Origin of the sequence: Mesorhizobium sp. M0894 (genome assembly GCF_040319725.1) — a bacterium.
Taxonomy (GTDB): domain Bacteria; phylum Pseudomonadota; class Alphaproteobacteria; order Rhizobiales; family Rhizobiaceae; genus Mesorhizobium.
The window spans coordinates 290,860-313,830 of sequence record NZ_JAMYOG010000001.1 but is presented as its reverse complement, the minus strand read 5'-3'; the positions used below and the strand labels follow the sequence as shown (position 1 = coordinate 313,830).

Below are 22,971 nucleotides of genomic sequence, written 5' to 3'. Positions count from 1 at the left end.
TGGCCCTCAGTTGATCATTTCAAGCAATCTGTCCCGATCGGAACGCGTCGCCAGGCGCCGAATGATGGTGCGGCCCTTGGCATCCCGCATTTCATATTGGCCGCTGTCGATGCGTTCGCTGAGGCCGTTCGAATGCACCACGCCAATGCTCGGCCCACGCACCTCGACCCGGTCTCCTGTGGTCGCGTTGACAAAGAGTTTTGGCTTGCTGTCGGGGTTTACCGCAGGGGCGGGATCAGGGGGATTGTCGTCCTGCGACTTTGCTTTGCCCTTGCCGGCTCCAGCGTTCGAGTTTGAATTGCCGGAGTTTCCACCCGAATTGCCTGAATTCCCGTTCCCGTTTCCGCCATTGCCGTTGCCGTTCCCGCCGTCTTTGGCACAGGCGGCCTGCGGGCCGAGCGTCGGCGACGGTCCGTCGAACATGACGCGATACGGGCCTACGACGAGAATGAAGGTCAACACGATTACGGAAATACCGACACGACGTCCTCGTGAAGATCTGGTCCTTCGTCTCCGGGTCGTCATCAATGAACTTGCCAGTCGCATGTCGTAAATCCCCTTAATCATACGGACCTGTCGTGCTGCCTCCTGTTCGACTTCGTGTCATGCTTAAAACAATGGTTTGTATCCGGGACGTCAAGACCCACCAGTCCCACGATGGTAACTGGTGGGTCTCGCTGGCGCAGGAAGGGACTATTTACTGCGCAAGTCTTTTGCCTTCCGTTGGCTGCGTCTCTCGGTGATAGCGCCGACTTCCCACCGTCAGCCAACAATAAATCCAATGGCCGCGATCCCGAAACACAGGCCAAACAACGGAAAAAGCAGCCAACGTGCCTGATGAATGCTCGGGTCCATAGCGGCCTCCTGTACCAGTCGGCATCGCAACGGGGTTCTTTGGAACTCAGTTCCTGAAACTCTCGCATTTCGGGCTTTTGCGATAGCAGCCTCGGACCAAAGTTTGGCCGTGCAGGTCCTTGGTCGACAGTCTTACAGACTGAAGTCCCTATGCCAGGAGCAATGGACCCCGCCTTGCATTCGGCAACCTTTGTATCCGACTGGCAGCTGCGATCCACCGCTCCCTTCGAATGCTTTGCGTTCCTGGCACTATGGCAACAGCGACGTTGGTCCACTGCCATGTCGTTGAAACGTCACCAATACAGACCCACATGAAAGTTGCGTCGGACGTCTCCTCCCATTGCGTCCGGCGCGTTCCCCTCTGGAGGTTACAGACCTTCACGCTTGGCCGGGCTTAACAGTCCGGCCTTTTTCTTTGGTCATTTGTGCAGCAATCCGCCGGACGACTCCAATCTGCGAGGCGTCAGTAAAATCGATTTGCAAATGCATTCATGTGCTCATAACCTGTCACTATGAGCACGATTTCCAAAGTTGCCACGCGAGCGGGCGTGTCGCGCACGACAGTGTCGCATGTCATCAACCATGCGGACCGGGTATCGAAACCGCTGCGTGAGCGCGTACAAGCGGCGATCGACGAACTCGGTTATACGCCTAACCCGCAGGCGCAGAGCCTGCGCACCGGCCGCACCAACATCATCGCGATGCTGATCCCCGACATCCGCAACCCGTTCTACCCGGAGCTGGTGAAGACCGCGCAGTCGACGCTCGAAGTGGTCGGCCTCGACATGCTGATCTTCAACACCGACGTACCGGGCGGACATTCACAGGATCACGGCCGCGAGTATTTGCGCCAGATCGGGCGCAAGCGGGTCGACGGCGTCATCGTTGCCGACTTCGCGCTGCACGGCATGCACAGCGAGCTGCTCAACCTCGATCTGCCCGCCGTCTTCATCGGCAATCTCCCCAATCAAGCCGTCGACAGCGTCCAGCTGGACGATTTCGGCGGCGGCTATCTGATGGGCGAGTATCTGGCGAAGAGGGGCCATCGCCGCGTCGCCCATGTCACCGGGCCATCCTTTTTCAAGGAGGCGATGGCGCGTGCCGCGGGCTTCGAGAAAGGGCTTGCCGACAATGGCGTGCCAATCGCCGCCGATCTTCGGTTCGAGGGAAGCTATCTTGCCTCGTCAGGACGGGAGGCGGTCGCTTGGCTCCTGGACAAGCACGGCGGAAACCTGCCGTCGGCGATGTTCTTCGCCAATTATCTGATGGCCTCCGGTGCGCTGACTGAATTCTACGACCATGCGATTAATATCCCTCAGGATATCGCCATCGCGGTCTTCGATGACCTGCCTCAGCTGGAATATGTCAGGCCGAAGCTGACCCGTGTCGGCAACAGCCCGACAATGCTCGCCAAGCGCGCCACGGAAATGCTGCTCGAGCGCCTGGGCGGCAAAGTCGAGGGCGCGCCGCGCACCGAAGTGATCCCATGCGCGTTGAGCCCATCCGACAGCGCATGACGCCAAATGCCGGCAGAGGGAACGGAGGTCCTTCGCCAACGTTCGACCGAACAACACCCAGGGAGGAAATGATGACTGACAAAACGACCCTCAACCGCCGTCGGCTGATCCAGGGCGGCGCCACTTTCGCCGCCGCCGGCCTTACAGGCTTCCCGTTCATCAATAGGATGGCCTTGCGCGCTCAGGAAGCGCCGCTGAAATTCTGGCAGTTCTATGCGCCGGGCGGAGACGTGAAGCCACAGGTCCAGTGGTTCGAAAAGCTGGTGGCCGACTGGAACGACGGCCACGACCAGAAGGTCGAGCTCGAATATGTCGTCAACAGCGAATACATCTCCGGCTCCAAGCTGGCGACGGCCTTCGCGTCGGGCGAGGGCCCCGACATCTTCCTCATCAGCCCCGGCGATTTCCTGCGTTATTACAATGGCGGCGTACTGGCCGACCTGACGCCGCATATCGAGGATGCCGCCAAAGCCGATTTCCCGGAAAGCGTCATCGCCAACCGCATGGTCGACGGCAAGATCTACGGCGTGCCGATGGAGGTCGAGCCGATGGCCTTCTATTATTCGGTCAAAGCGTTCGAGGAAGCAAAGCTCAACGAAAACGACGTGCCGAAGACCTGGGACGAGTTGTTGGCGGTTGCCAAGAAGCTGACGACGCCCAACCGTTATGGCGTGCTGTTCGAAACGACGCCTGGCTATTACCAGAACTTCACCTGGTATCCGTTTCTGTGGCAGGGCGGCGGCGAATTCCAGGGTAAGGACGGCAAGAGCGCCTTCGATTCGGCGGCCACGGTCCAGGCGCTTAAACTCTGGCAGGATGCTATCAATACCGGTGTGGCGCCGCGTCAGGTGGTCGGCGGCGGCTTCGACATCGTCGCCAATCTCGGGGCAGGGCTGTGCGCCATGCAGAACTGCGGCATCTGGGGCATTTCGGCGATGGACAACAACGCCAAGGACGTGCCCTACGGCATCTTCAAATTGCCGACACCTGCCAATGGCAAATATGTCACCGTCGGCGGTGGCTGGGCCTTCGTCGCCAATGCCGGGGGCAAGAACCCGGATGCTTCCGCCCAGTTCTGCGCCTGGGCGCTGGCCTCGATGGATCAGGGATCGATCGACCGGGTCGTCAACTGGTGCACGGTCGCCAAAAGCGACATGCCGCCGCGCAACAGCGCACTGAAGGCAGGCGCCGATGTCTTCAGCACGGGTAAGTTCGGCACCTTCGCCAAGGAGATCCACCCGGGAACGCGTGCTGAACCGCGGGTTCCGCCTGAAGCTTACAAGATCATCTCGGATGCCATCCAGTCGGCACAGCTTGGGGGGGTCGATGCCCAGCAGGCCGCGACGGCGGCCAGTCAGCAACTCGACGCATTCCTCGCTTCCTATTCCGGCGCGCCGATCCTTTAGGTCCCCTTCCAGCATGCACGCAGACGAGATGAAATCGCCGGCCGCGGGCACCAAATCCGCTCGCGGCCTTACCGCCAAGCAAAGGGAACGCTACGCCGCATGGTTGTTCGTCCTGCCCGATGCACTCGGCCTGCTGGTGTTCGTCGGCGTGCCGATGCTGCTGTCGCTCGCCGTCGGGTTTTTCGAGGTCAACGGCTTCGGCGGCTATAGGTTCGTCGGGCTTGGCAATTACCGGCGCATGTGGAGCGATCCGCTGTTCTGGTCGTCCGTGAAGGTGACCGTAGCCTATGCCGTCATGCTGGTGCCGGCGCTCTACGCCGCCGGTCTGGGGCTGGCGCTTCTGGTGCAGAAGACAAACCGCTTCAACGCGGTCATGCGCTCGATGTTCTTTGCGCCGCAGATGGTCAGCCTCGTCGTGGTGGCGCTCGTCTGGCAACTCATGCTGGTCGAGAAGGTCGGCATCGTCAGCCGGCTGGCGCCGCTCGTCGGCCTCGGCGGAATTTCGCTGCTCGGCGATCCAAATCTTGCGCTGTTTACGCTGGTGCTGGTCAGCGTCTGGTTCCTGATGGGCTTCTACATGCTGATCTTCCTCGGCGGGCTCCAGGACATCCCGGCAGAGTATTACGAGGCCGCAAAAATCGACGGCGCCGGGCCGGTGACAAGCTTCTGGTACATTACCTTGCCCTTGCTCAAACCGACCAGCTTCTTCGTCCTCCTGGTCTCGCTGGTCGCGGCTGTCGCCGGCGGCCAGGTCTTCGACCTGATCTATGTGATGACCAAGGGCGGGCCGGTCAATTCGACCTCGGTGCTGATCATCTACATCTACAAGCAGGCGTTCCAGTTCGGCGCGTTCGGCTATGCATCGGCAATGGCATCGCTGCTGGTGCTGGCGCTGATGCTGGTCACGGTCTTCTTCTTCCTGCTGACGCGCGGCGGACGTTTCGAGCATGACTGACAGCCGAACTCCTTCCGCGCGTTCGCAGATACAAGCGGCGAGGCTTGCCTGGATGCTGGCGACCGCGGCGCTTGGCCTGATGACCGTGTTCCCGCTTGTCTGGATGCTGGTCATCTCGCTCAAGCCGGCGAGCGACGTCTTCACGCCGAGCCTCATTCCGGAACGGCCGACGCTTGGCAATTTCCTCTATGTGCTGACCGAGGTGCCGTTCCTGCGCTACCTTTTCAACTCGTTCTTCGTGTCGGCGACGGTGACCGTCGCTGCGCTGTTCTTCCATTCGATGGCCGGCTATTCGCTCGCACGGCTGCGTTTTCCGGGCCGCGACGTCCTGTTCCTCGCCATGTTCTCGACCTTCCTGGTGTCGCTGCCGGTGATCATCGTGCCGCTGTTCATTTTGACGCGGACGCTGCACATGCTGGACAGCTATGCCGGGCTGATCATTCCGGCGATTTTCAACGCATTCGGCATCTTCCTGCTCAGGCAATACTACCTGTCGCTGCCGAGGGAGCTGGAAGAAGCGGCGATCATGGATGGCGCCAGCTATTGGCGCATCTATTGGAGCATCATCCTGCCGCTCAGCCGGCCGATCCTGTCGGCGTTGGCGATCCTGTTCTTTCTCGCCAACTGGAACGCTTTCCTGTGGCCGTTGACGATCACGTCGGACCTCAATCTCTGGGTGGTGCAGGTTGCCATCGCAAACTTCAAGAGCCAGTACGCCGCCGCCTGGAATTATGTCATGGCCGCCTCGACCATCGTCGCCGTGCCGATGCTGGTCCTCTTCGTGATCTTCCAGCGCCAGATCATGGAATCCATCAAGACAAGCGGCCTGAAATAACCGCTGAAGCAAGAGGAGAAACACATGGATAATGCCGGCCTGTCGCCGCTTCGCGGGCTCGCCAAATTGCGCGACGCCAAAACCCGCCGGTTCTCAAGCTACGACCGCACCGGCGGCAATGACGACCGGCTGCATATTGAACCTGGCCAAACGGCGGTGATTGCCGAGCATGATGGTGCCGGCATCATCACGCATATCTGGGCGACGCTCGCCTGCAAAAGCGAGGACTTCCTGCGCAAGATCGTATTTCGCGCGTATTGGGATAGTGAAGAACATCCGAGCATCGAAACGCCGATCGGCGATTTCTTCGGAATGAGCCATGCCCGCACCCGCAATTTTGCCAGCCTGCCGGTCCAGGCAAGCCCCGAGGATGGCAAGGCCTTCAACTGCTATTTTCCGATGCCGTTTGCCAGCCATATGCGGTTCACCGTTACCAATGAGGCCGAGGACGACCTGCTTTTCTATTATTATGTCGATCTCGAACTTCACGAAAAACTGGAGGAAGGCCTGGGCCGCTTCCACGCCCAGTACAGGCAGCAGCGACCTGATGGCATCGACGAGGCGGGGCTGGCCAACGAGCAGTTCCTGTTTGGCGGTGAAAATACCGACGGGAACGGTAACTACACCATCCTGGAGGCGGAAGGTCACGGCCACTATGTCGGCCTGCTCTATTCCGTCTATTCGCGCCGCCGCTCCCCTCTATGGGACTGGTATGGTGAGGGCGACGACATGATCTTCGTCGACGGCGAGCCGGGCATTTCCGTGCCGGATACGGTGCGCAAGCCCGATCCGCGTATCGGGCTGAAGGCCGAACTGGTCGGCGATCGTGGCGAGACCAGCCCCGGCGCCAACGATGCATGGCCGCCGACACTGCACGGCACCGGCACGGAAGATTATTTCAATACGGCATGGTGCCCGACACAGGACTACAGCGCGCCCTATCACGGCATAATCGCTGCCGGCGGGCCGAACTGGACGGAGCCGGTCACGCTCTATCGCTGGCACATAGAGGACCCGGTCATCTTTCACAAACGCATCCGGGTGACCATCGAGCACGGTCACGCCAATCGCCGCTCTGACGACATCTCGTCAGTCGCCTTCTGGTATCAGGCGGAACCGCACAAGCCGTTCGAAGCGCTTGCCGATGTCGAGGACCGCATCCCCACCTATCGCGCGCCTTATCACAATTGGAATGCCGCCTTCGACGAGAAGAGGCGTTAGGCCGGGATGCGTTCGAATTGAACCGTGCGTCCCGCGCTATCTGCGTCGGGGGATGACCTGCGGTAGCTCGCCGCCTCAGCTGCGAGGTGGAAGTTGCTGGACAGACCAGGTATTGCCGTCGGGATCCTCAAAGAAGACAAATCTGCCCCAGGGAAAATCCTTGATATCGCTGACCACGATACCTTGAGCGGCCAGGTGCCGGTGTGCCTCATCAATATCGGGCACGACCAGTTGCAGGCCTCTTATGGATCCCGGGGGGCTGTCGACGAGGCCCTTGCCCATGGCAATCGAACAGGCCGAACCGGGCGGCGTCAATTGCACGAAACGTATCTCGTCGCTTACGGTGTGGTCGTGATCGAGATGAAAGCCGACCTTGCCAACATAAAAGCCGATTGCTCTATCGACGTCCGATACGGGGACCGGGACCAGTTCCAGCTTCCAATCCATCACAGCCCTTTCGCAGCTTGATCGCCAAGTGGTGCCGAACACCGTGGGCGACATCCCGCCATCTTCCCAATGCCATTGTCGGCGCGGGCCGCTCATTCAGTCAAGAGATGTCCGGCAAGAGATATCCGGTTCGGGCAACGTGAGGACTGGTCTCATTGCCGGCTTAGACGGCGAGGCGTTCGGAACCGATGAGCGCAAGCCCAGTCAGGGGGACAAAGACGCATTTCGGATCAGCAGAGACGGCTTCATGATCGGAACGCAGATGGCCGGATACGACCATGGGAAGGTTGCGCGCGCCGTTGACGTTCGAAGAGCTGCGCGCCTCGAGACGGCACTCACCGAAGCTGGCGAAGCTCGTCGGCAGCGAAGCCGAAGCGCCAAGAGCAGACCTGACGCAAAGAGGCTCTCCGATCTAAACCGGCTTCCATCGCTTTGCCAGGCTATTTTCACAGGACCACGAAACAATTGTCTCCGGTCGCCGTTTCGCCCGCAGAACCTTTCGAGGAGGCGACGATGAGCACAACCGGCTTGGACGTTTTTGACAAAACGCTGCAACTAACAAACATCTGGCTCGACGAGATCATGGCGGATCTTGGTCCGGATCGCCACGTCGCCTGGCACACATTGGGCGCCGTTCTGCGAACCCTGCGGGACAGGCTACAGATCGGACTGGCGGCCAAATTGGGAGCGGAACTGCCGCTGCTCGTGCGCGGCGCCTACTATGATCGCTACCGGCCCGCCGACATGCCCGACAAGACACGCTCGCTCGAGGAGTTCCTGCAACACATCGCCGATGAATTGAAATCGACCCGTCCTGTCGATCCCGAGGATGCAGTACGCTCGGTATTTCGCGTGCTTGCACGGCATATCGACCTTGGCCAGTCGGCAAAGGTGCGAGATGCGCTGCCAAAGGAAATCCAGGCGCTCTGGCCTGAAAGCGTGGGCGTCAAATAGCGGCGATCCTGCCCATGCGGACGTGCGACGGACCAACTGCCACGAAACGCTGAAAAGGGTAGGTATTGCGCCCGGTGTTGCCGAAATCAATGAGATCAGATGATCGGCAAAATGGTCGTAGTGGGCCGTTTCAGGACCGATCGTCGTCAATGCCGTATGACTGAATTCGCCCTCGTCGATATTGCCACACCCGATGACCGCTATGTCGCCCGGCACGGAGAGCCCGGCCTCCTCGAATGCGTGCAGGGCGGTCACGGCGGCAAGATCGGATTCGACGAAAAGCGCGGTCGGCCGGTCCATGCGGGCGGCCAGCGCCGTGACATTGGCAAACGCAGCCTTGCGCGCCTCTGCACCGCCGATCACAAGGTCATCTCGCAGCGGAAGGCCGCGTGCTTGCAGGAAGCTGTGATAGGCGGCGTGACGGCTTCCGTCCACCGCTTGGGGGTTTAGAAACCTGCCGACGGTGTCCAGGTCGTCACGAACGCCGCACGATGTGTTCCGCAAGGCGATGGGCCTCCTCGGCAATCGCCAATATTATGCCTGATTTGCGCGTGGAGGCGAAATCCAACCCGGCGAAGTAGATGCCTGGCAGGGCGGCCACGCCATCCTCGTGAACAGGCTGTCCTTCCGGGTCGAGCAGACCGGAAAGCCTCACCCAACTGAAATCGCCCTTGAATCCGGTGCACCACACCACGGTCGTGATGCCGGACTCGGCAGCATCAAGAGAACGGACAGCCGGATTCGGCAGCTGCGCTGCGACAGTCTCCGCTGGGTCGGGTTCCGAAACGGGGGCATCGATTCCGGAGCGGCTGATGTATTCGTCGATATAGCGTTTGACGTTGGCGGAGGCCTCATCCGCAAAACGAACATGCTCTTCGAGATCGTCGGCGAATGACAGACGGCCGTCATCTTCGACGCCTGCGAACCGCCCCAGCAGCACGACACCTTGGGCGCCGAGCCCTTGCAGGCTTATCGTGTGTTCTACCCCAAGCAGACCACGAGGTGGAATGCGCCCCGCAAGTCGAATGATCTCGTCTCGACGCACGTCGAGAAATCCGCTTTCGACGAGCCAGAGCATGATGTCGCGACCTCGGTAGTGCCGCGAGAGCCGCCCGACCCGGCTGGTGGCAAGGAAGACTGTTCGGCCTGCTTCCGCCAGTTCTTCCGCGATCTGGGCACCGGACTGGCCGCTTCCGACCACCAGCACCGCTCCAGCCGGGAGATCAGCGGCGCTGCGATAATCAGAAGCATCGATCTGGCGCAGGCCCGGCGGCAACGCAGCGGCCCAAACTGGGCGCACCGGACAATTCAAGTTGCCGCTGGCGATCACCACGTTGCGTGCCAAAGTGTTCCGCGCGAGGTGATCAGCCGATAGCGCCATTCTCGTGCCCGCCGGCGAGCTCGGTCACCACAGTGTCCGGTTCGACCGGCAATTCGTTTCGCCTGGCGAAATCCTCAAGCAGGGCGACGAACTGGTTGCGCGTCAGGATCCGAACCGTCATAGCAGTCGCCGGGCATGACGGTCTGCACGTTGGGCGTATTCATCCGGAAGGAATCCCACCGCTGGGTGCGCCAGGTCTCTCCGATGCGGCCGCGCTCCAATACGGCATGGCGCAAGCCTTGCCGTGCCAGCGAATAGCTGACGCCCAGACCGGCCCAGCCGGCCCCGACTACTACTGCATCAAGGACGTTGGCATTATCCGTCATTTGCCGCGGATCCGGAGGCTAGCGCCGTTGCAGCGCTGTGAGGCGGCACTGGCGCCATCAGCGTAACGCCTCTGCCAACGGACAACCGCCAAACAGCGGCCGATGCTGCCCGAACCCATCCCCTCGATCTGCATGGTTTCGCCCCCGACGCGAGGGCACGATAACAGTTTTATCGGGTCACGGCACGATCAAATACTCATCCGAAACCGGCAATGGTTGCGGCTTAACCTGGAAAGATTGTGAAACCGCCATCGACACGGATTACCTGCCCGTTGATGAAGCGCGCGCGCGGACCGGCGAGGAAGGCCACCGCTTCGGCGATCTCTTCAGGCTCCGCATACCGGTTCAGCGATTTCTTGCTCGAATCCATGCGCTGCGGATCGACCACGCGACTCGCCTGGAACCGTGCCGTCTTGGTGGCGCCAGGGCTTACCGCATTGACGCGTACGCCATCGTCGATCAATTCCTTGGCGAGGCAGCGCGTATAATGGACGACGGCCGCCTTAAGCGTTGAGTAGACCACCTCGGGTGAGCAGCCGATATGCGCTGCCGCCGAGGCGATGTTGATCACCGAGCCCGAGCCTCGCTTGACCATCGGCGGAACGAACGCCTGGCAAACCAACATCGTGCCGATGAGATTGTTCTCGGTTAGAACCTTGATGTCGTCGTAGTCGATGTCGAGTGCGTTGTTGGGACTGGGCTTTACGCCCTTGGCGCCGATGTCGCCGCCGGCGCAGTTGACCAGAATGTGCACGTCGCCGAGGTCCGCCTCGATCTTCCTCTTCATTTCGGCGACAGCTTGCTTGTCGCCTATATTGCCGGTGACCGCGGTCACCCGTGTCCCATGCTTCTCCAAGCCCCGGGCAGAGTCGCCGAGGTCCGCGAATTCACCATATTGAGATGGCCGGGCCCAATCGAGGTCGTGGACCGCGACGTTTGCGCCAAGTTCGGCCAAGCGGTCGGCCATCACGCGGCCGAGGCCGCGTCCCGAGCCGGTGACGAAGGCGGTCAGGCCGCTGAGGTCTCGGGTGGTCATGCTGATCTCTCCATTGCAATGAAACCGAACTTCTTCATATTGGCGGCGCTGCGGCGGATCATGTCGAGCTCATACGAAACGAGCGCGCCGTCATCGTCGCGCTCCCATGGCGTGCGGTAGTCGGCGTCGTCCGCAAGACGGTTCGCGCGCGCAGCACTCAGGCAGGCCGCGAACTCGCGTGCGGTCTTCGGCGCATATCCGTTCCACCAGTCGTCCGTGAGACAGCGAACGTGACGGGCCTCCAGCGCGCCCGGTTCGAGCACCGCCGTCAGCGTGTCGTGGTGCTCGCCAAGGATGGCTGCCAGTTCGCCAAAAGGCACGGCGCCGTCGCCGATCGCGCAGCGGACCAGACGGTAGCCCTCATCCGTGAACTGCACGCGATAGTCCTTGAGGTGAACGTGGCGGACATAGGGTGCGATCCGCTGCGTGAAGGCAAGCGGCGCCTCGCCGACAGGAAAAGTGTTGCCGGTGTCGTAGGTGATGCCGACGCCCGGTCCGCCGAGCTCGCAGAACGCGACCAGTTCGTCGCTGCCGAAGTCCTGATGGTTCTCGATGCCGAGTACCCGGCCCTCGGCCGCCGCACGCGGTCCCCAATCTGTCAACGCAGCGCGGATCGTCGTATTGAACTCACTCCATTTCCGGCCCCAGGCGTTGCGGTCGCCGCACAGGACAGGCGTCAGTGCGATACGGATCGTCGTCGCCTCGAGCAGGCGCGCAGCCCGAAATGCGTTGTCCAGCGGACCTGCCACCAGCAGCCCGCCGCTCACCACGGGGACAATATCGAGCGCACTCATACGCTTGCGCAGCGCGACGATTTCGGCATCCGGCAAGTCGGTCAACCAGGGTTCGTAGATCTCGAGCGTGCGTGCGCCCAGTTCCTGCGCCAGCGCGATGAAGCCTTCCAGTCCCACGCCGTCCGGATTGTGCCGCGGCGTGCCACGGCCCTGCAGTCCGAGATGGTAGGTCAGTCCGTAGGGGTTGAGGCCGAGACGAAGCATCAGCTTGGCGGTTCCAATGGAGGGCGGAGAGGGGTCACTAGCGCAGGCCGGCATCGACGGTGATGGACTGCTTCGTGATCATGCGGCTGTCATCCGCTGCCAGGAAGAGCACGGTCCGTGCAATCTCCTCGCCCAGGAGGACGCGACGGATCAATTGCCGCTGCACCGTCTGGTCGACTGCCTCCTGCGTCTTGAACCACAGCTCGCGCTGCCGCTCGGTCATGACGGCGCCGGGTTCGACTGCATTGACGCGGATGTTGTCGGGTCCGAACGACCGCGCCAACGCACGCGTCAGCGCCACCACAGCCCCTTTGGCGGTGGCGTAGGCCACCATCTGGTCCGCTCCGAAACGCCAGGCAATGGAGGAGAAGTTTATGATCGAGCCGAAGCCGAGTTCCTGCATATGCGGATGCACAGCTTGAGCGGCGAAGAAGTGATGCCGGAGATTGATGTCGAAGCTGCGGTCCCAATATTCGGCCGTCACTGCGTCGATGGGATGGCGCTGATCATTGGCAGCGTTATTCACCAGGACGGCGACCGGACCAAGCCGCGCGCGCACGCCTTCTACCGACGCCTTTAACGCATCGACGTCGGTCACGTCGCAATGGAGATATAAGGGAGCCCGCCCGGCGGTACCGCCGAGCTCGCGCAGCAACGCCTCCGCTGGTTCGTCCTGCACATCGAGAAAGGCTACCCGGGCGCCATTCGAGGCGAAGGCGCAGACCATATCGGCGCCGATGCCGGAGGCGCCGCCGGAGATCAGCACGACCCGATCGGCCAAGCTCGGATAGGTTGCGAATTGTACGGACATCAAATTACAGAAGCGCCTTGGTTGTTGGATCGAACAGGCAGGCGCGCGACATATCGATGCCGAGCGTTATCGTCTCGCCCATGACGGGAGCGTCGTCCGGCTCGAAGCGGCCGGTGATCTCCAGGTCACCCAGCCTGAGCACGGCAAGCGTCTCGGCCCCGGTCGGCTCGACCAGCTCGACCGGCGCCTGCATGGACGCCACAGCAGGTTTGCGCGACTTCAGGTCGGTCGTGAAACGGTAGATGTGTTCCGGCCGGATACCGAGCACGACGTCCTTTGGCGCACCGGCGGGCATCGGCGCAGCAAGGGCAAGGCTGGCGTCGCTGCCGTCAGCGGCGCGTACCGAGATGCTGGTCGAGCCGGTAAGCCGCGCCGGGATGAAATTCATCGCCGGCGATCCCATGAAACCGGCAACGAACATGTTTGTCGGCCGGTCGTAGATCCGCTTCGGCGTGTCGAACTGCTGTACCGAGCCCTGGTTCATCACCGCAATGCGGGATGCAAGCGTCATCGCCTCGACCTGATCGTGGGTGACATACACCGTGGTCTTGCCGACGCGATGGTGGAGCTTCTTGATTTCGGTACGCATGTCGACGCGCAGCTTGGCGTCGAGATTGGACAGGGGCTCGTCGAACAAAAACAGCTTCGGGTCGCGGACGAGGGCACGCCCCATCGCAACGCGCTGCCGCTGGCCGCCCGAGAGCTGGCCAGGCTTGCGTTTAAGCAGCTGTTCGATCTGCAGGAGTGCGGCAACGCGCTGGACAGCTTCCGCTTGCACCGCTTTGGGCACGCCGCGGCTTTCCATGCCGAAGGTGATGTTCTGGCGCACCGTCATCGTGGGATAGAGGGCGTATGACTGGAACACCATCGCAATGTCGCGGTCCTTGGGTTGCACCGAGTTCACCAGCCGGTCGCCGATCCAAATCTCTCCCGACGTGACGGTTTCCAGGCCGGCAATCATGGCGAGCAAGGTTGACTTGCCGCAACCCGATGGACCGACAAGCGCGACGAATTCTCCGGTCTTAGCCTCGAGATTGATGCCGGAAAGAATCTCGAGCGAGCCGTAGCTCTTGTGAAGGTTGCGGATCATCAACGCGGACATGGGCGACGCCTCATTTGATGGCGCCCTGCGTGAGGCCGCGCACGAAGTATTTGCCACCGAACAGATAGATCAGCAGCGGTGGCAACGCGCCGATCAGCACGGCTGCGCTCATCACATCGTAAGCACGTGCAGTCGTGCCGCCGGCCGTGAGCGCGACCAACGCCGCCGTAATCGGCTGCTGCTGGCCCGACGTGAAGACGACGCCGAACAGATACTCGTTCCAGATGCCGGTGAACTGCCAGATGACGGTGACAATCAGAATGGGCGGCGACAGGGGCAGGATGATCTTGCGGAAGATTCGCCAGAAGCCGGCGCCGTCAATGCGCGCCGCCTTGATAAGGTCGTCCGGTATGCTGACGTAGAAATTGCGGCAGAACAGGGTGGTGAACGAGATGCCCTGGACGACGTGGATCAACACCAGCCCATATGTGGAATTGGTCAGGCCGAGCTTGCCGAGCAGGAACGCCCACGGCATCAGCGAAATCTGGCCGGGCATGAATACGCCGAGCAGCATCAGATTGAAGGTCAGTTCGGAACCCCTGAAGCGCCATTTGGAGAGGATGTAGCCGTTCATGGCGCCGAGAATGGTCGAGATGATTGTGGCGGGGATCGTCATCGCCAGCGAGTTGAAGAAATTGCGCTTCATGCCCTCGCAGGTACCGCTGACACAGTAGGATCCCCAGGCCTGCGCCCACGCATCGAACCGGAAGCTGCGAGGTACGGAGATGAGGCCGTTGCGGGCAATCTCCGACTGCTCGCGCAATGAGTTGAAGATCACCACCAGCAACGGCACGAGATAGACCATCGCGAAAAGCGCCAGCACGGCATAAACAAGGAAGCGGCTCCAGAAATGCCGGCGCGTGGCTGCGGCAGCTTCCGGATCAAAGCCGGTCGGATTGGGGCGGGCCGGGTCAAAGCTGGCATTGGGGGCAATTTCAGCCATTGCGGCCCTCCGCCCGCCGGCGCCAGACGATCCACAACGAGTACGGCACCAGCACCACCGCGACTGCCGCGAGCATCATCATCGCCGCGGCGGCACCCTCGCCGATTTGCCCGCGCTGGAACATCAGGTCGTAGACATAGATGGCGGGGAAGGTGGTGGACACGCCTGGCCCACCCCGCGTCAACGCCGCCACCAGGTCGAAGGTCTTGATGGCGAATTGTATCTGAATGACCGCCACCGCCAGGAATATCGGGGCGATGGTGGGCAGGATGACCCTGCGATAGGTCCGGAAAACCGACGCGCCGTCGATTTGCGCGGCTTTGACGAGATCCGGATCGACCGACCGCAGACCGGCCAGGAAAAGTGCCATCGCGAAGCCGGACGACTGCCAGATACCGGTTATGATCACCGCATAGATCGCCGTGTTGCGGTTGGCCGTCAGGGCGAAGCTGAAGTCGGTCCAGCCAAGCCCGCGAACGAAGGCCTGGATACCGTCGACAGGGTTATAGAGCCAGCTCCACACCGTACCGGTGACGATGAAGGACACCGCCAACGGATAGAGGAAGATAGTGCGCCAAACCGCCTCGCCGCGGACGCGCTGGTCGATCGCGATCGCGAGCAGCAAGCCAACCGCCATCGAGCCAACGATATAGAAGCCGCTGAACAGGAAGAGATTCGTATAGGCGATGTTCCAGCGCCGGTTTGCCCAGAGCGAAGCGTAATTGTCGAGGCCGACGAACCCATAGGTCGGCAACAGCGACGAATTGGACAGCGAGATGTAGAGCGTCCAGAGCGTGAAGACGAAAACATAGACGAAGCTCGCCGCTATCGACGGCGCCAGCACCAGAATGGGCACCATCGTGCCGAGGCGCTCGCGCCACGGCCGGGTCGTGGCGGCTGCTCCTGGCACAATCAGGTCATGGGTGGACATCGGGCTGCTCCGGCGAGGTCTGGCCGGGCGCTTCGCCCCCGGCCATCATCGGCAGCTTCACTTCTGCGCTTCTGCCGCATCCGCCATGGCATTGGCCGCGTCCTGCGCACTCATATCCGGCGTCGCCACAAACTCGGTGATGGTATCCATCATTGCGCCGCGGACTTTTTGCGGAACCGTCATGTTGTGCGCCATCGAACGGACGAGCGTGCCGGCGGCGATCGAGGCTTGCAGATCCTTTTGCGAGAGTTGCTGGCAGGGATTGAAGCCGTTCGAAAGATCGACGTCGAGGCGGGCCGGGATGGAGCCTTTGGTCTGATTGAAAATGGTCTGGAACTCGGGCGACAGGATGATGCTGGCAAGCAGCTTCTGTCCCTCGATGTAGTCCGGGTCCTTCTGCTTGAAGAACACGACCGAGTCTGAATTCAGGATGAAGCCGGGCTTGCCCCAATCGGTCGGCGCCTGGGCACAGACATAGTCGGCGCCCTCCTTGAAGCCGCCAGCCGTCAGCAGGCCGATCGTCCAGTCGCCCATGATGTGGAAGGCGGCCTCGCCGCGGCCGACCAGATGCGACATGGTATCCCAGTCGCGTCCGTTCATGCCGGGATCCATGTACTTCGAGGTCATGGTGCGGAACTGCTCGAAGGCCTTGACCATGCCGTCGCTGCGCATCGCCTCGACGTCGCCCTCGACGAAAGCCTTCTTGTACAGATCGAGGTCCTGACCGTACACGACAACTTCGAAAACGGTCGAGTCGGTCCAGTCGGCGGTCGAGTGCGAAATGCAGATCTTGCCGCTGGCCACGATCTTGTCGCAGGCGGCGTTGAATTCCGCCCATGTCTTCGGCATCTCGGTGACGCCCGCATCCTTCATGACCTTTGGCGATGCCCACAGCCAGTTGATGCGGTGGATGTTCATCGGCGCCGCCACCCAATTCCCCGTCGGCTTCATCACCGGCAGCAATTCGGGAGCGACGACCTTCTCCCAATTTTCCGCCTTCGCCAGGTCGTCGAGATTAGCTGTCATGCCCGTCTCGTTCCATTCGGCGATCTCGGGGCCTTTGAGCTGTACAGCGGGAGGTGCGTTGCCGGCGATCACATCGGCACGCAGTTTGGCCAATGTGTTGGCTGTATGGCCGGCGATGGAGGTCTGCTGCCAGGTGCCACCCTTGGCGGTAAACATCTCGCCGAGCTTGGCGATAGCCTGGGCGTCCGATCCGGTCGCCCATTGGTGCAAGAGGTTGGTCTTGGGCTCCGCGAGCGCTGTTCCGGTAACCAAGGTGAAGGCGGTAGCGGCCGCAAAGGCCGTCCTCAGATATTTCATCGTTTCACTCCCATATGTGATGCACGGTTCGTATCGACCGCTTGTGGCCCGCGATTTGAGGTCGTGGCCGGTGAGATGCAGTAATCTCCGTTCTTTCCAAGATGACATATTTGGGCTATCAGTCAACGTGCTTTGTGCTCATCATGAACAAACCTTCGCTTAGAAATTGGCTGATCGACAGGCCGTCCGCGTCGCCGGAGAGCCTGATCGTCCGATGCCTGCGCGAGCGCGGCGTGCTTTCTGCGTCGCAAATTACCCGCATTACCGGTTTGGCGCGGTCGACGGTTTCAACCGCGCTCAATGGCTTGAGAAAGTCGGGGATGGTGATCGAATCCTCGGTCCATCATGACGCGGCCAGGGGTATCGGCAGGCCTGCCACGACATTGACGCTCAATCCCGCTGCGGGCACCTGCGTCGGCATCCATCTGGGCCTCGACGAGATGCGCTGCGTCGTCGCCGACGTCTCGCATTCTTTCGTTGCCGAACAAACTATCCCCATGGGTCTGGACTACCAGCCGCAACAGGCGGCCCAGCTCGCCAAGTCAGTAATTGCCCGATGCTACGAAGAGAACGGTCTGCCGATGGCGGGGCTCCTGGGGGTTGGGGTCTCCGTCTCGGGCCCAGTCAGCCGCGAAGGAGTGGTGCTGCGCGCGAGTATCGTTCCGACCTGGGCCGGGGTCAACATCCGCGATGTGTTCGGGCCGGTCCTCGAACAGCCGATCTTCGCCGACAATGAGAGCAACTGCTCGGCCATTGCGGAGCTGATGTGGGGGGCTGCCGTAGGCCAAGACGACTTCGTGCTGTTCAAGGTCGATCTGGGCGTCGGCGGGGCCATTGTCCAGCACGGCCGGCTGGTGAGCGGCATCGCCGGCGGCGCCGGCGAATTCGGGCATATCAGCATCGATCCCGGCGGTGACCTTTGCCGGTGCGGCAATCGCGGATGCCTGGAGCTCTATGCCAGCTTTGCCCGGCCGCTCGAGCAGATTTCGCGCATCGTGCGGCGGCCGGTCACGATGGACGACGTGATCATGATGGCCGAGCAGGGCGACGTAAGGGCGCTGCGGATGATCGAGGACACCGCCGAGTTCGCCGGCCGTGGGCTCGGCTTGATCGGTTCGGTGCTCAATCCGCCGCTCATTATCATCGGCGGCCGCATGGCCTTGGCGGGCGACATTCTCCTGGCGCCACTGATCGCGTCATATGAACGCCACACGCTCATCAAGTCCCGCGATGTGGCGCCCGCGCTGCGCACGCGGATAATCGTTGGCAAGCACACGGAGAACGATGCATTGCTCGGCGCGGTCGGCCTCGTGCTGCGCCACAATAGCCGACTGCGATGATATAGCTACGTTCCAGGTAAACCTTGCCGTCCGAAGGCATAGGTCATGAGTTCGAATCCCTTTGGGTGCACCAAACACCGCCATTTGCCGCCGCCTACGGCGCACGCGCCGGCCAGAGCACGCCAGCCTAGCAGCGGCGGCGACTGATTGAGTTCGAATCCGTTGAGGCGATGACGGCTCAGCCCTCATTTTGCGACATTTGGGGTCTGGTCGCACGTAAGCGGACATCACACTTCGGCGCCCACGACACCCCAGCGATCGGCCTAGGATTCCAACGTGCCCGCCCAACGACTATCAGCCTGCATGGATTAGGTCTGCACCTTGTGGCCGTTGCGAGAGTTCAGCGATCAGATGGTCGGCAACGACCCTAACGGAGGGAAGCTGCCCGCGACGATGCGGCATCAGCAGAGTCGTCGCCACGCCACGCGCTGTCCAGTCCGGTAAGATGCGGACAAGCGCGCCGGACTCGATCAGCGGCGCACAGAAGCTACCTGCCAGGCAAGCCACGCCGAGCCCGGCCCTTGCGGCTTCCCGCAAGGAGACGGTTTCGTTGGCGATATAGCGCGGAGATGGCGTGACCTCCGCAACGACGCCTTGCCCATCGTGAAGCGTCCAGACCCTCTCCGACGACGATGCCATAACCCCATCGAGCCCGTTCGCTTCCTCGGGTCGAGAAGGCATGCCGTTCTTCCGAATATAGTCGGGCGAGGCGACGAGCCAGGCGGGGTCGTAATCGATGCGACGTTGCACGAGTTCGGTATCCGGCAACGGGGCGAAGTGGTTGCGGATGGCGATGTCGAAACCTTCCTGCACGATGTCCACGAACCTGTCGGAGACGTCGAGCATGATGCGGACCTTCGGATAGCTCGCCGCGAGACGCGGAAGGATCGGCGCTAGACGGAACTGGGCGATCGGCAGCGATGCCGTGATCCGCACCGTTCCGCTCGGTTCCGCAAGGCGACCCTTGATCACATGCTCGGCCGCCTCCGCTTCGATCAGCATGGCGGCGGCATGACGATGAAAATCTCGGCCGATCTCGGTCACGGTGAAGCTGCGCGAGGTCCGCTGGACCAGACGCACGCCGATCGCCTTTTCCAGCTCGGAGAGCCGCTTGCTGAGAGTGGACTTGGGGATGCCCAGGGCACGCCCCGCCGCAGCGAAGCCGCCATGATCAACTACTTGAACGAAAACGAGGAGGTCGTTGAGATTCAGCATCCGGAGCTCTCATCGTTCCTAAATGTGGACGATAGGTCTACAGATAACCCACTACTGCTTCTGCGTCCAATATTGCATCTCTTTGTAGCCGCCGCCGTGGGGCGGGGCTGCAATTCGGAACGTAGAAGGACGCACGTACATGGCCAATATCTCGATCCTCGGCCTCGGGGCTATGGGGCAGGCGCTGACCGCCCGATTTCTTTCGCAGGGCCACACGGTCACGGTCTGGAACCGCACGCCCGGCAAGGCCGCATCACTGCTTGCCAAAGGCGCGCGCGAGGTGAAGTCCGCCGCCGACGCGACCGCCGCAAGCGACGTCACCGTGATGTGCGTGCTGGACTATGCCGCGTCGGATTCGGTGATCGATGATGCGGCATCGGCGCTCTCCGGGCGTTCGCTGGTCAATCTGACCAACGGCACGCCGGCACAGGCGCGCGCCACGGCCGAGCGGATTGCCAAGCTGGGCGCCGCCTATCTCGACGGCGGCATCATGGCGACGCCTCCGATGATCGGCGGCGAACATGCGCTTATCCTCTACAGCGGCTCCAAAGCGGCCTTCGATGCGCACGCCCGAACGCTCGAGGCGCTTGGCGCCGCGAACTATCTCGGCGGGGATGCCGGGCTGGCATCGCTGCACGACTTGGCCCTTCTTAGCGGCATGTATGGCCTTTTCGCCGGCTTCTTCCACGCTACCGCGCTCGTAGATTCCGAAGGCATCGGCGCGGGCGCTTTCCTCAAGCTCCTTGGCCCATGGATGACCGCGATGATGGGCGAGCTGCCGGGATATGCGGAGAAGATCGACAGCGGCAGGCATGGCGTGAATGTGGTGTCGAACCTCGGGATGCAGGCCGCCTCACTGGACAACATCCTCACAGCTACCCGGGAGCAGGGGGTCGCCGCCGATCTGCTCGACCCCATGCTGGACCTGTTCCGCAAACGGGTCGGAGACGGATTCGGAGATGAAGATATTTCAGGTGTTTTCGAGCTGATCCGGCGAAAGAGCGGGAAAGGCGGGTGAAGCCGTCGTGGATGGCGCCATATCCCTCGCCGCTGCCGACATTCTCGGCCTCCCGGGGAGGCGGTGCACCAGCGTCCAAAATGAATCCAGCTTCGGAGTTCGCTGCCCGCCGGCAAGCGGCTCGTCATCCTCTCCTCGCGCGGCGATGCAGGATACACTCCCGGCGGTCGGCTGGAATCCGAGTTTTGCACGGGATGATGGCTGGAACACTCGGTCAGGTTCCGCTTGACCCGGACGACTTCCCTGCGTCCTCAATGACGTCGTAGTGGCATACACGCGGATCGAAGGAGAGCAGCTCGGCGACAGCACCCGGCTCGACGACCGCCTTTTCGACATCTGACCCGGCAAATCTGCCGATGGCCTCCATCGATTGCCACCGGGTCTGCACCTGAAATTCGATTTCGGCATCAACTTTGCGCACGCTCAACTGCGCTCCGAGAAATCCGGCCGTCTGGAGCAATGCCGGAAGGACACTGGTTCTGAAGTGGTTGGGATAACCGTGCGGATTGGACGCCGCGGCGCGAGCGCGCCATTGACGAATAACCATCTTGCTCTCCTCGATGCGTTGCCGCCAAGCAGCGGCATGTGGACCTCAAATATCTAATGCACAACTCTGGCCGCGCTGAGCCAGGCTGGCAACCACGTCGGCGACGTCAGCCAGCGTATCGTCGTCGACGCGGCGCAACTACAACTCGATTCGCTGTCGGCCCAAGGCGTCGCGGAACTCGATCGGGCCGGGGCGCGCGCTGCTGAGCAGTTCTGGTTTCGTAGACGCGTCTAAGCATCGGCACAGCCTACATATTGACTTGTATGATGCAACCCATATGGCCCGTCGCAGGCTGTGCCGCCTCGCGTTTGCGCACCTGGTTGGGGAGCCGCGAGGGCGGCTCCCCAATTCCTCATACCCCGACGTGCACCGGCGCAGGGGCCGGCGTTCTGTCCCGCGAAAGAAGGAGCAGCGCAAGCGTTGCACCGGTGGCGGCGATGATCACACAGGCCCAAAAGCCCGCCGCATACCCTGCGGTCAGTGCTGCGGGGGTATCCGACGTCCCCGTCATCGAGACAGCGACGGTGGCGGTGATAGCTACCCCCAGAGCAGCGCCAATCTGGAACATCGCGCTGTTTATCCCGGACGCGAGGCCTGCGTCGGCTTCCTTGACCTTCGAGAGAGCTGCAACGGAACCGGCAACGGCAGCCATTCCGATACCAGGCCCGAAGGCGATCAAGCCCGGAAGCAGATGCGCGAGGTAGGTGCCTTCGGGAACGATGAAGGTGAAGAGTGCGCACCCAGCGCCCATCAAGAGCATGGCGATCACGGCAATCGCACGCGCCCCGGCCCGACCGATCCATTTACCCGTCAGTGTTGAGGAGACGATCGAGAGGATTGCATAGATCATCGTGCCAAGGCCAACGACAAGCGGCGAGTAACCCAGGACCTTCTGGGCATAAAGCGACACCAAAAGTGCCATGCCGAATACGAGCGCCCCGGCGAAGAGCATGGTCAGGTTCCCGCCGACAAATGAGCGAGACCGAAAGATGGCAAGGGGAACAAGCGGGTTATTCACCCGCCTTTCGATCAGCACGAATGCGCCGAGCAGTCCGAGCGTTGCACCCAACAGGCCCAGGGTTTGCGGATGGGCCCAGCCAACGCTGGGAACCTCGGTGATCGCCAGTACGAATGCCACGAGCGCCGCGGTAATCGTCACGGCGCCGCCGAGATCGAAGCCACCGCGGCTGCCGATAGCACGGCTCTCGCGCAGCGTGAACGGGCTGAGCCCCAGGATCATGGCGCAGATGGGGACATTAATGAAGAACACCCAGCGCCAACCGAGCCAATCGGCAAGCGGTCCACCCACCAGCAGCGCGGCGGTGGCCCCGCCGGCTCCCATCGCGGACCATAGCCCCAGGGCTCGATTCCGTTCATTTCCCTCGAAGGTGGTCATGAGGATCGATAGGGCGCTGGGGGTCAATACGGCAGCGGCAATTCCTTGAACAACCCGGGCACCGATGAGAAATCCTGGATTGCCGGAAAGCCCGCACGCCAGCGAGGCGACAAGGAAAGCAGCTGTGCTCGCCATGAACAGGCGCCGCCGACCCAACAGATCCGATACTCGACCCCCGAGAAGAAGAAGCCCGCCCAGAGCCAGCATGTAGGCGCTCATCACCCACTGCACCGCGGATGGGGTGAAACCGAGTTGTGCCTCGATCGAGGGTAAGGCGAGGAGGACGATCTGTCCGTCAAGGCAAACCATAAAGAAGGCTACGCAAAATACCGCCAATGCAATCCAGCGTCGTGGATCGGGTGCGGCGGAAAAATTCTTGGATGGGATATCCATGGGAAAGTCCTTTTGCTTGCC

Annotated in this window: 23 protein-coding genes and 1 pseudogene; 8 read left to right on the top strand and 16 right to left on the bottom strand. The window is 61.7% G+C overall.

Annotation, left to right across the window (positions count from 1 at the left end; genetic code table 11):
- Positions 1-6: 6 nt before the first annotated feature.
- Positions 7-459 carry a hypothetical protein gene (locus NKH91_RS01605; RefSeq protein WP_051409701.1) on the bottom strand — a complete coding sequence of 151 codons (453 nt, stop codon included), beginning with the start codon at positions 457-459 and terminating at the stop codon, positions 7-9.
- A gap of 908 nt (positions 460-1,367) precedes the next feature.
- Between NKH91_RS01605 and NKH91_RS01600 the strand changes: the two genes are divergently transcribed.
- From NKH91_RS01600 to NKH91_RS01580, 5 genes are all read left to right on the top strand, one after another.
- Positions 1,368-2,372 carry a LacI family DNA-binding transcriptional regulator gene (locus tag NKH91_RS01600; RefSeq protein ID WP_352845627.1) on the top strand — a complete coding sequence of 335 codons (1,005 nt, stop codon included), beginning with the start codon at positions 1,368-1,370 and terminating at the stop codon, positions 2,370-2,372.
- Positions 2,373-2,443: 71 nt separating this feature from the next.
- The gene (locus tag NKH91_RS01595) at positions 2,444-3,778 is read left to right on the top strand and encodes an ABC transporter substrate-binding protein (protein ID WP_352494754.1); all 1,335 of its coding nucleotides are present in this window, start codon (positions 2,444-2,446) and stop codon (positions 3,776-3,778) included.
- 28 nt (positions 3,779-3,806) lie between these two features.
- On the top strand, positions 3,807-4,733 hold the full coding sequence (locus NKH91_RS01590; RefSeq protein ID WP_352845628.1) for a carbohydrate ABC transporter permease: 927 nt from the start codon (positions 3,807-3,809) through the stop codon (positions 4,731-4,733).
- Positions 4,726-5,568, top strand: coding sequence for a carbohydrate ABC transporter permease (locus NKH91_RS01585; protein WP_352845629.1), 843 nt, complete (start codon positions 4,726-4,728; stop codon positions 5,566-5,568). The genes NKH91_RS01590 and NKH91_RS01585 overlap by 8 nt, the downstream gene beginning before the upstream one ends.
- 24 nt (positions 5,569-5,592) lie before the next feature.
- Positions 5,593-6,789 carry a glycoside hydrolase family 172 protein gene (locus NKH91_RS01580; protein ID WP_352482013.1) on the top strand — a complete coding sequence of 399 codons (1,197 nt, stop codon included), beginning with the start codon at positions 5,593-5,595 and terminating at the stop codon, positions 6,787-6,789.
- 75 nt (positions 6,790-6,864) lie between these two features.
- Here NKH91_RS01580 and NKH91_RS01575 read toward each other — a convergent pair whose 3' ends face one another.
- Entirely contained in the window at positions 6,865-7,290 is a 426-nt protein-coding gene (locus tag NKH91_RS01575; protein ID WP_352845630.1) for a VOC family protein, read from the bottom strand.
- 459 nt (positions 7,291-7,749) lie between these two features.
- On the opposite strand from NKH91_RS01575, the gene NKH91_RS01570 reads away from it, so the two are divergent.
- Entirely contained in the window at positions 7,750-8,190 is a 441-nt protein-coding gene (locus NKH91_RS01570; protein ID WP_023720283.1) for a DUF2267 domain-containing protein, read from the top strand.
- Between the two features lie 78 nt (positions 8,191-8,268).
- Here the strand turns inward: NKH91_RS01570 and NKH91_RS01565 are convergent.
- The 11 genes and pseudogenes from NKH91_RS01565 to NKH91_RS01525 all read right to left on the bottom strand — a co-directional run.
- Positions 8,269-8,625, bottom strand: a pseudogene (locus NKH91_RS01565) (substrate-binding domain-containing protein); the annotation flags it as partial.
- A 40-nt stretch (positions 8,626-8,665) separates the two neighbouring features.
- Positions 8,666-9,571 (bottom strand): SidA/IucD/PvdA family monooxygenase, encoded by a 906-nt coding sequence (locus tag NKH91_RS01560; protein ID WP_502898964.1) that lies wholly within the window; start codon positions 9,569-9,571, stop codon positions 8,666-8,668.
- The gene (locus tag NKH91_RS32325; protein WP_502898963.1) at positions 9,555-9,692 is read right to left on the bottom strand and encodes a hypothetical protein; all 138 of its coding nucleotides are present in this window, start codon (positions 9,690-9,692) and stop codon (positions 9,555-9,557) included. The genes NKH91_RS01560 and NKH91_RS32325 overlap by 17 nt, the downstream gene beginning before the upstream one ends.
- Entirely contained in the window at positions 9,646-9,897 is a 252-nt protein-coding gene (locus NKH91_RS32320; RefSeq protein WP_502898962.1) for an FAD-dependent oxidoreductase, read from the bottom strand. Before NKH91_RS32320 ends, NKH91_RS32325 begins: the two co-directional genes overlap by 47 nt.
- 223 nt (positions 9,898-10,120) lie before the next feature.
- The gene (locus NKH91_RS01555; RefSeq protein ID WP_023720285.1) at positions 10,121-10,933 is read right to left on the bottom strand and encodes an SDR family NAD(P)-dependent oxidoreductase; all 813 of its coding nucleotides are present in this window, start codon (positions 10,931-10,933) and stop codon (positions 10,121-10,123) included.
- Entirely contained in the window at positions 10,930-11,931 is a 1,002-nt protein-coding gene (locus tag NKH91_RS01550; protein WP_352845631.1) for a sugar phosphate isomerase/epimerase family protein, read from the bottom strand. The genes NKH91_RS01555 and NKH91_RS01550 overlap by 4 nt, the downstream gene beginning before the upstream one ends.
- A gap of 37 nt (positions 11,932-11,968) precedes the next feature.
- Positions 11,969-12,742, bottom strand: a complete 774-nt coding sequence (locus NKH91_RS01545; protein WP_352494758.1) for an SDR family NAD(P)-dependent oxidoreductase — start codon at positions 12,740-12,742, stop codon at positions 11,969-11,971.
- Positions 12,743-12,746: 4 nt separating this feature from the next.
- Positions 12,747-13,844, bottom strand: a complete 1,098-nt coding sequence (locus NKH91_RS01540; RefSeq protein ID WP_023720288.1) for an ABC transporter ATP-binding protein — start codon at positions 13,842-13,844, stop codon at positions 12,747-12,749.
- A gap of 10 nt (positions 13,845-13,854) precedes the next feature.
- Positions 13,855-14,787, bottom strand: a complete 933-nt coding sequence (locus NKH91_RS01535; RefSeq protein ID WP_352515696.1) for a carbohydrate ABC transporter permease — start codon at positions 14,785-14,787, stop codon at positions 13,855-13,857.
- The gene (locus NKH91_RS01530; RefSeq protein ID WP_352515695.1) at positions 14,780-15,718 is read right to left on the bottom strand and encodes a carbohydrate ABC transporter permease; all 939 of its coding nucleotides are present in this window, start codon (positions 15,716-15,718) and stop codon (positions 14,780-14,782) included. Before NKH91_RS01530 ends, NKH91_RS01535 begins: the two co-directional genes overlap by 8 nt.
- Before the next feature lie 57 nt (positions 15,719-15,775).
- Complete coding sequence (locus NKH91_RS01525; RefSeq protein WP_352845632.1) at positions 15,776-17,041, bottom strand: ABC transporter substrate-binding protein; 1,266 nt, start codon at positions 17,039-17,041, stop codon at positions 15,776-15,778.
- Positions 17,042-17,142: 101 nt separating this feature from the next.
- On the opposite strand from NKH91_RS01525, the gene NKH91_RS01520 reads away from it, so the two are divergent.
- Positions 17,143-18,381, top strand: a complete 1,239-nt coding sequence (locus tag NKH91_RS01520) for an ROK family transcriptional regulator (RefSeq protein ID WP_352762983.1) — start codon at positions 17,143-17,145, stop codon at positions 18,379-18,381.
- 294 nt (positions 18,382-18,675) lie between these two features.
- On the opposite strand, the gene NKH91_RS01515 is transcribed toward NKH91_RS01520, so the two are convergent.
- Entirely contained in the window at positions 18,676-19,596 is a 921-nt protein-coding gene (locus tag NKH91_RS01515; RefSeq protein ID WP_352884575.1) for a LysR substrate-binding domain-containing protein, read from the bottom strand.
- A 139-nt stretch (positions 19,597-19,735) separates the two neighbouring features.
- On the opposite strand from NKH91_RS01515, the gene NKH91_RS01510 reads away from it, so the two are divergent.
- Positions 19,736-20,614, top strand: a complete 879-nt coding sequence (locus NKH91_RS01510) for an NAD(P)-dependent oxidoreductase (RefSeq protein ID WP_352494762.1) — start codon at positions 19,736-19,738, stop codon at positions 20,612-20,614.
- 214 nt (positions 20,615-20,828) lie between these two features.
- On the opposite strand, the gene NKH91_RS01505 is transcribed toward NKH91_RS01510, so the two are convergent.
- Positions 20,829-21,161 (bottom strand): antibiotic biosynthesis monooxygenase family protein, encoded by a 333-nt coding sequence (locus NKH91_RS01505; protein ID WP_352515694.1) that lies wholly within the window; start codon positions 21,159-21,161, stop codon positions 20,829-20,831.
- Positions 21,162-21,513: 352 nt separating this feature from the next.
- A complete protein-coding gene (locus tag NKH91_RS01500) occupies positions 21,514-22,950 on the bottom strand; it encodes an MFS transporter (RefSeq protein ID WP_352845634.1) in 1,437 nt (478 codons plus the stop codon).
- Positions 22,951-22,971: the final 21 nt, after the last annotated feature.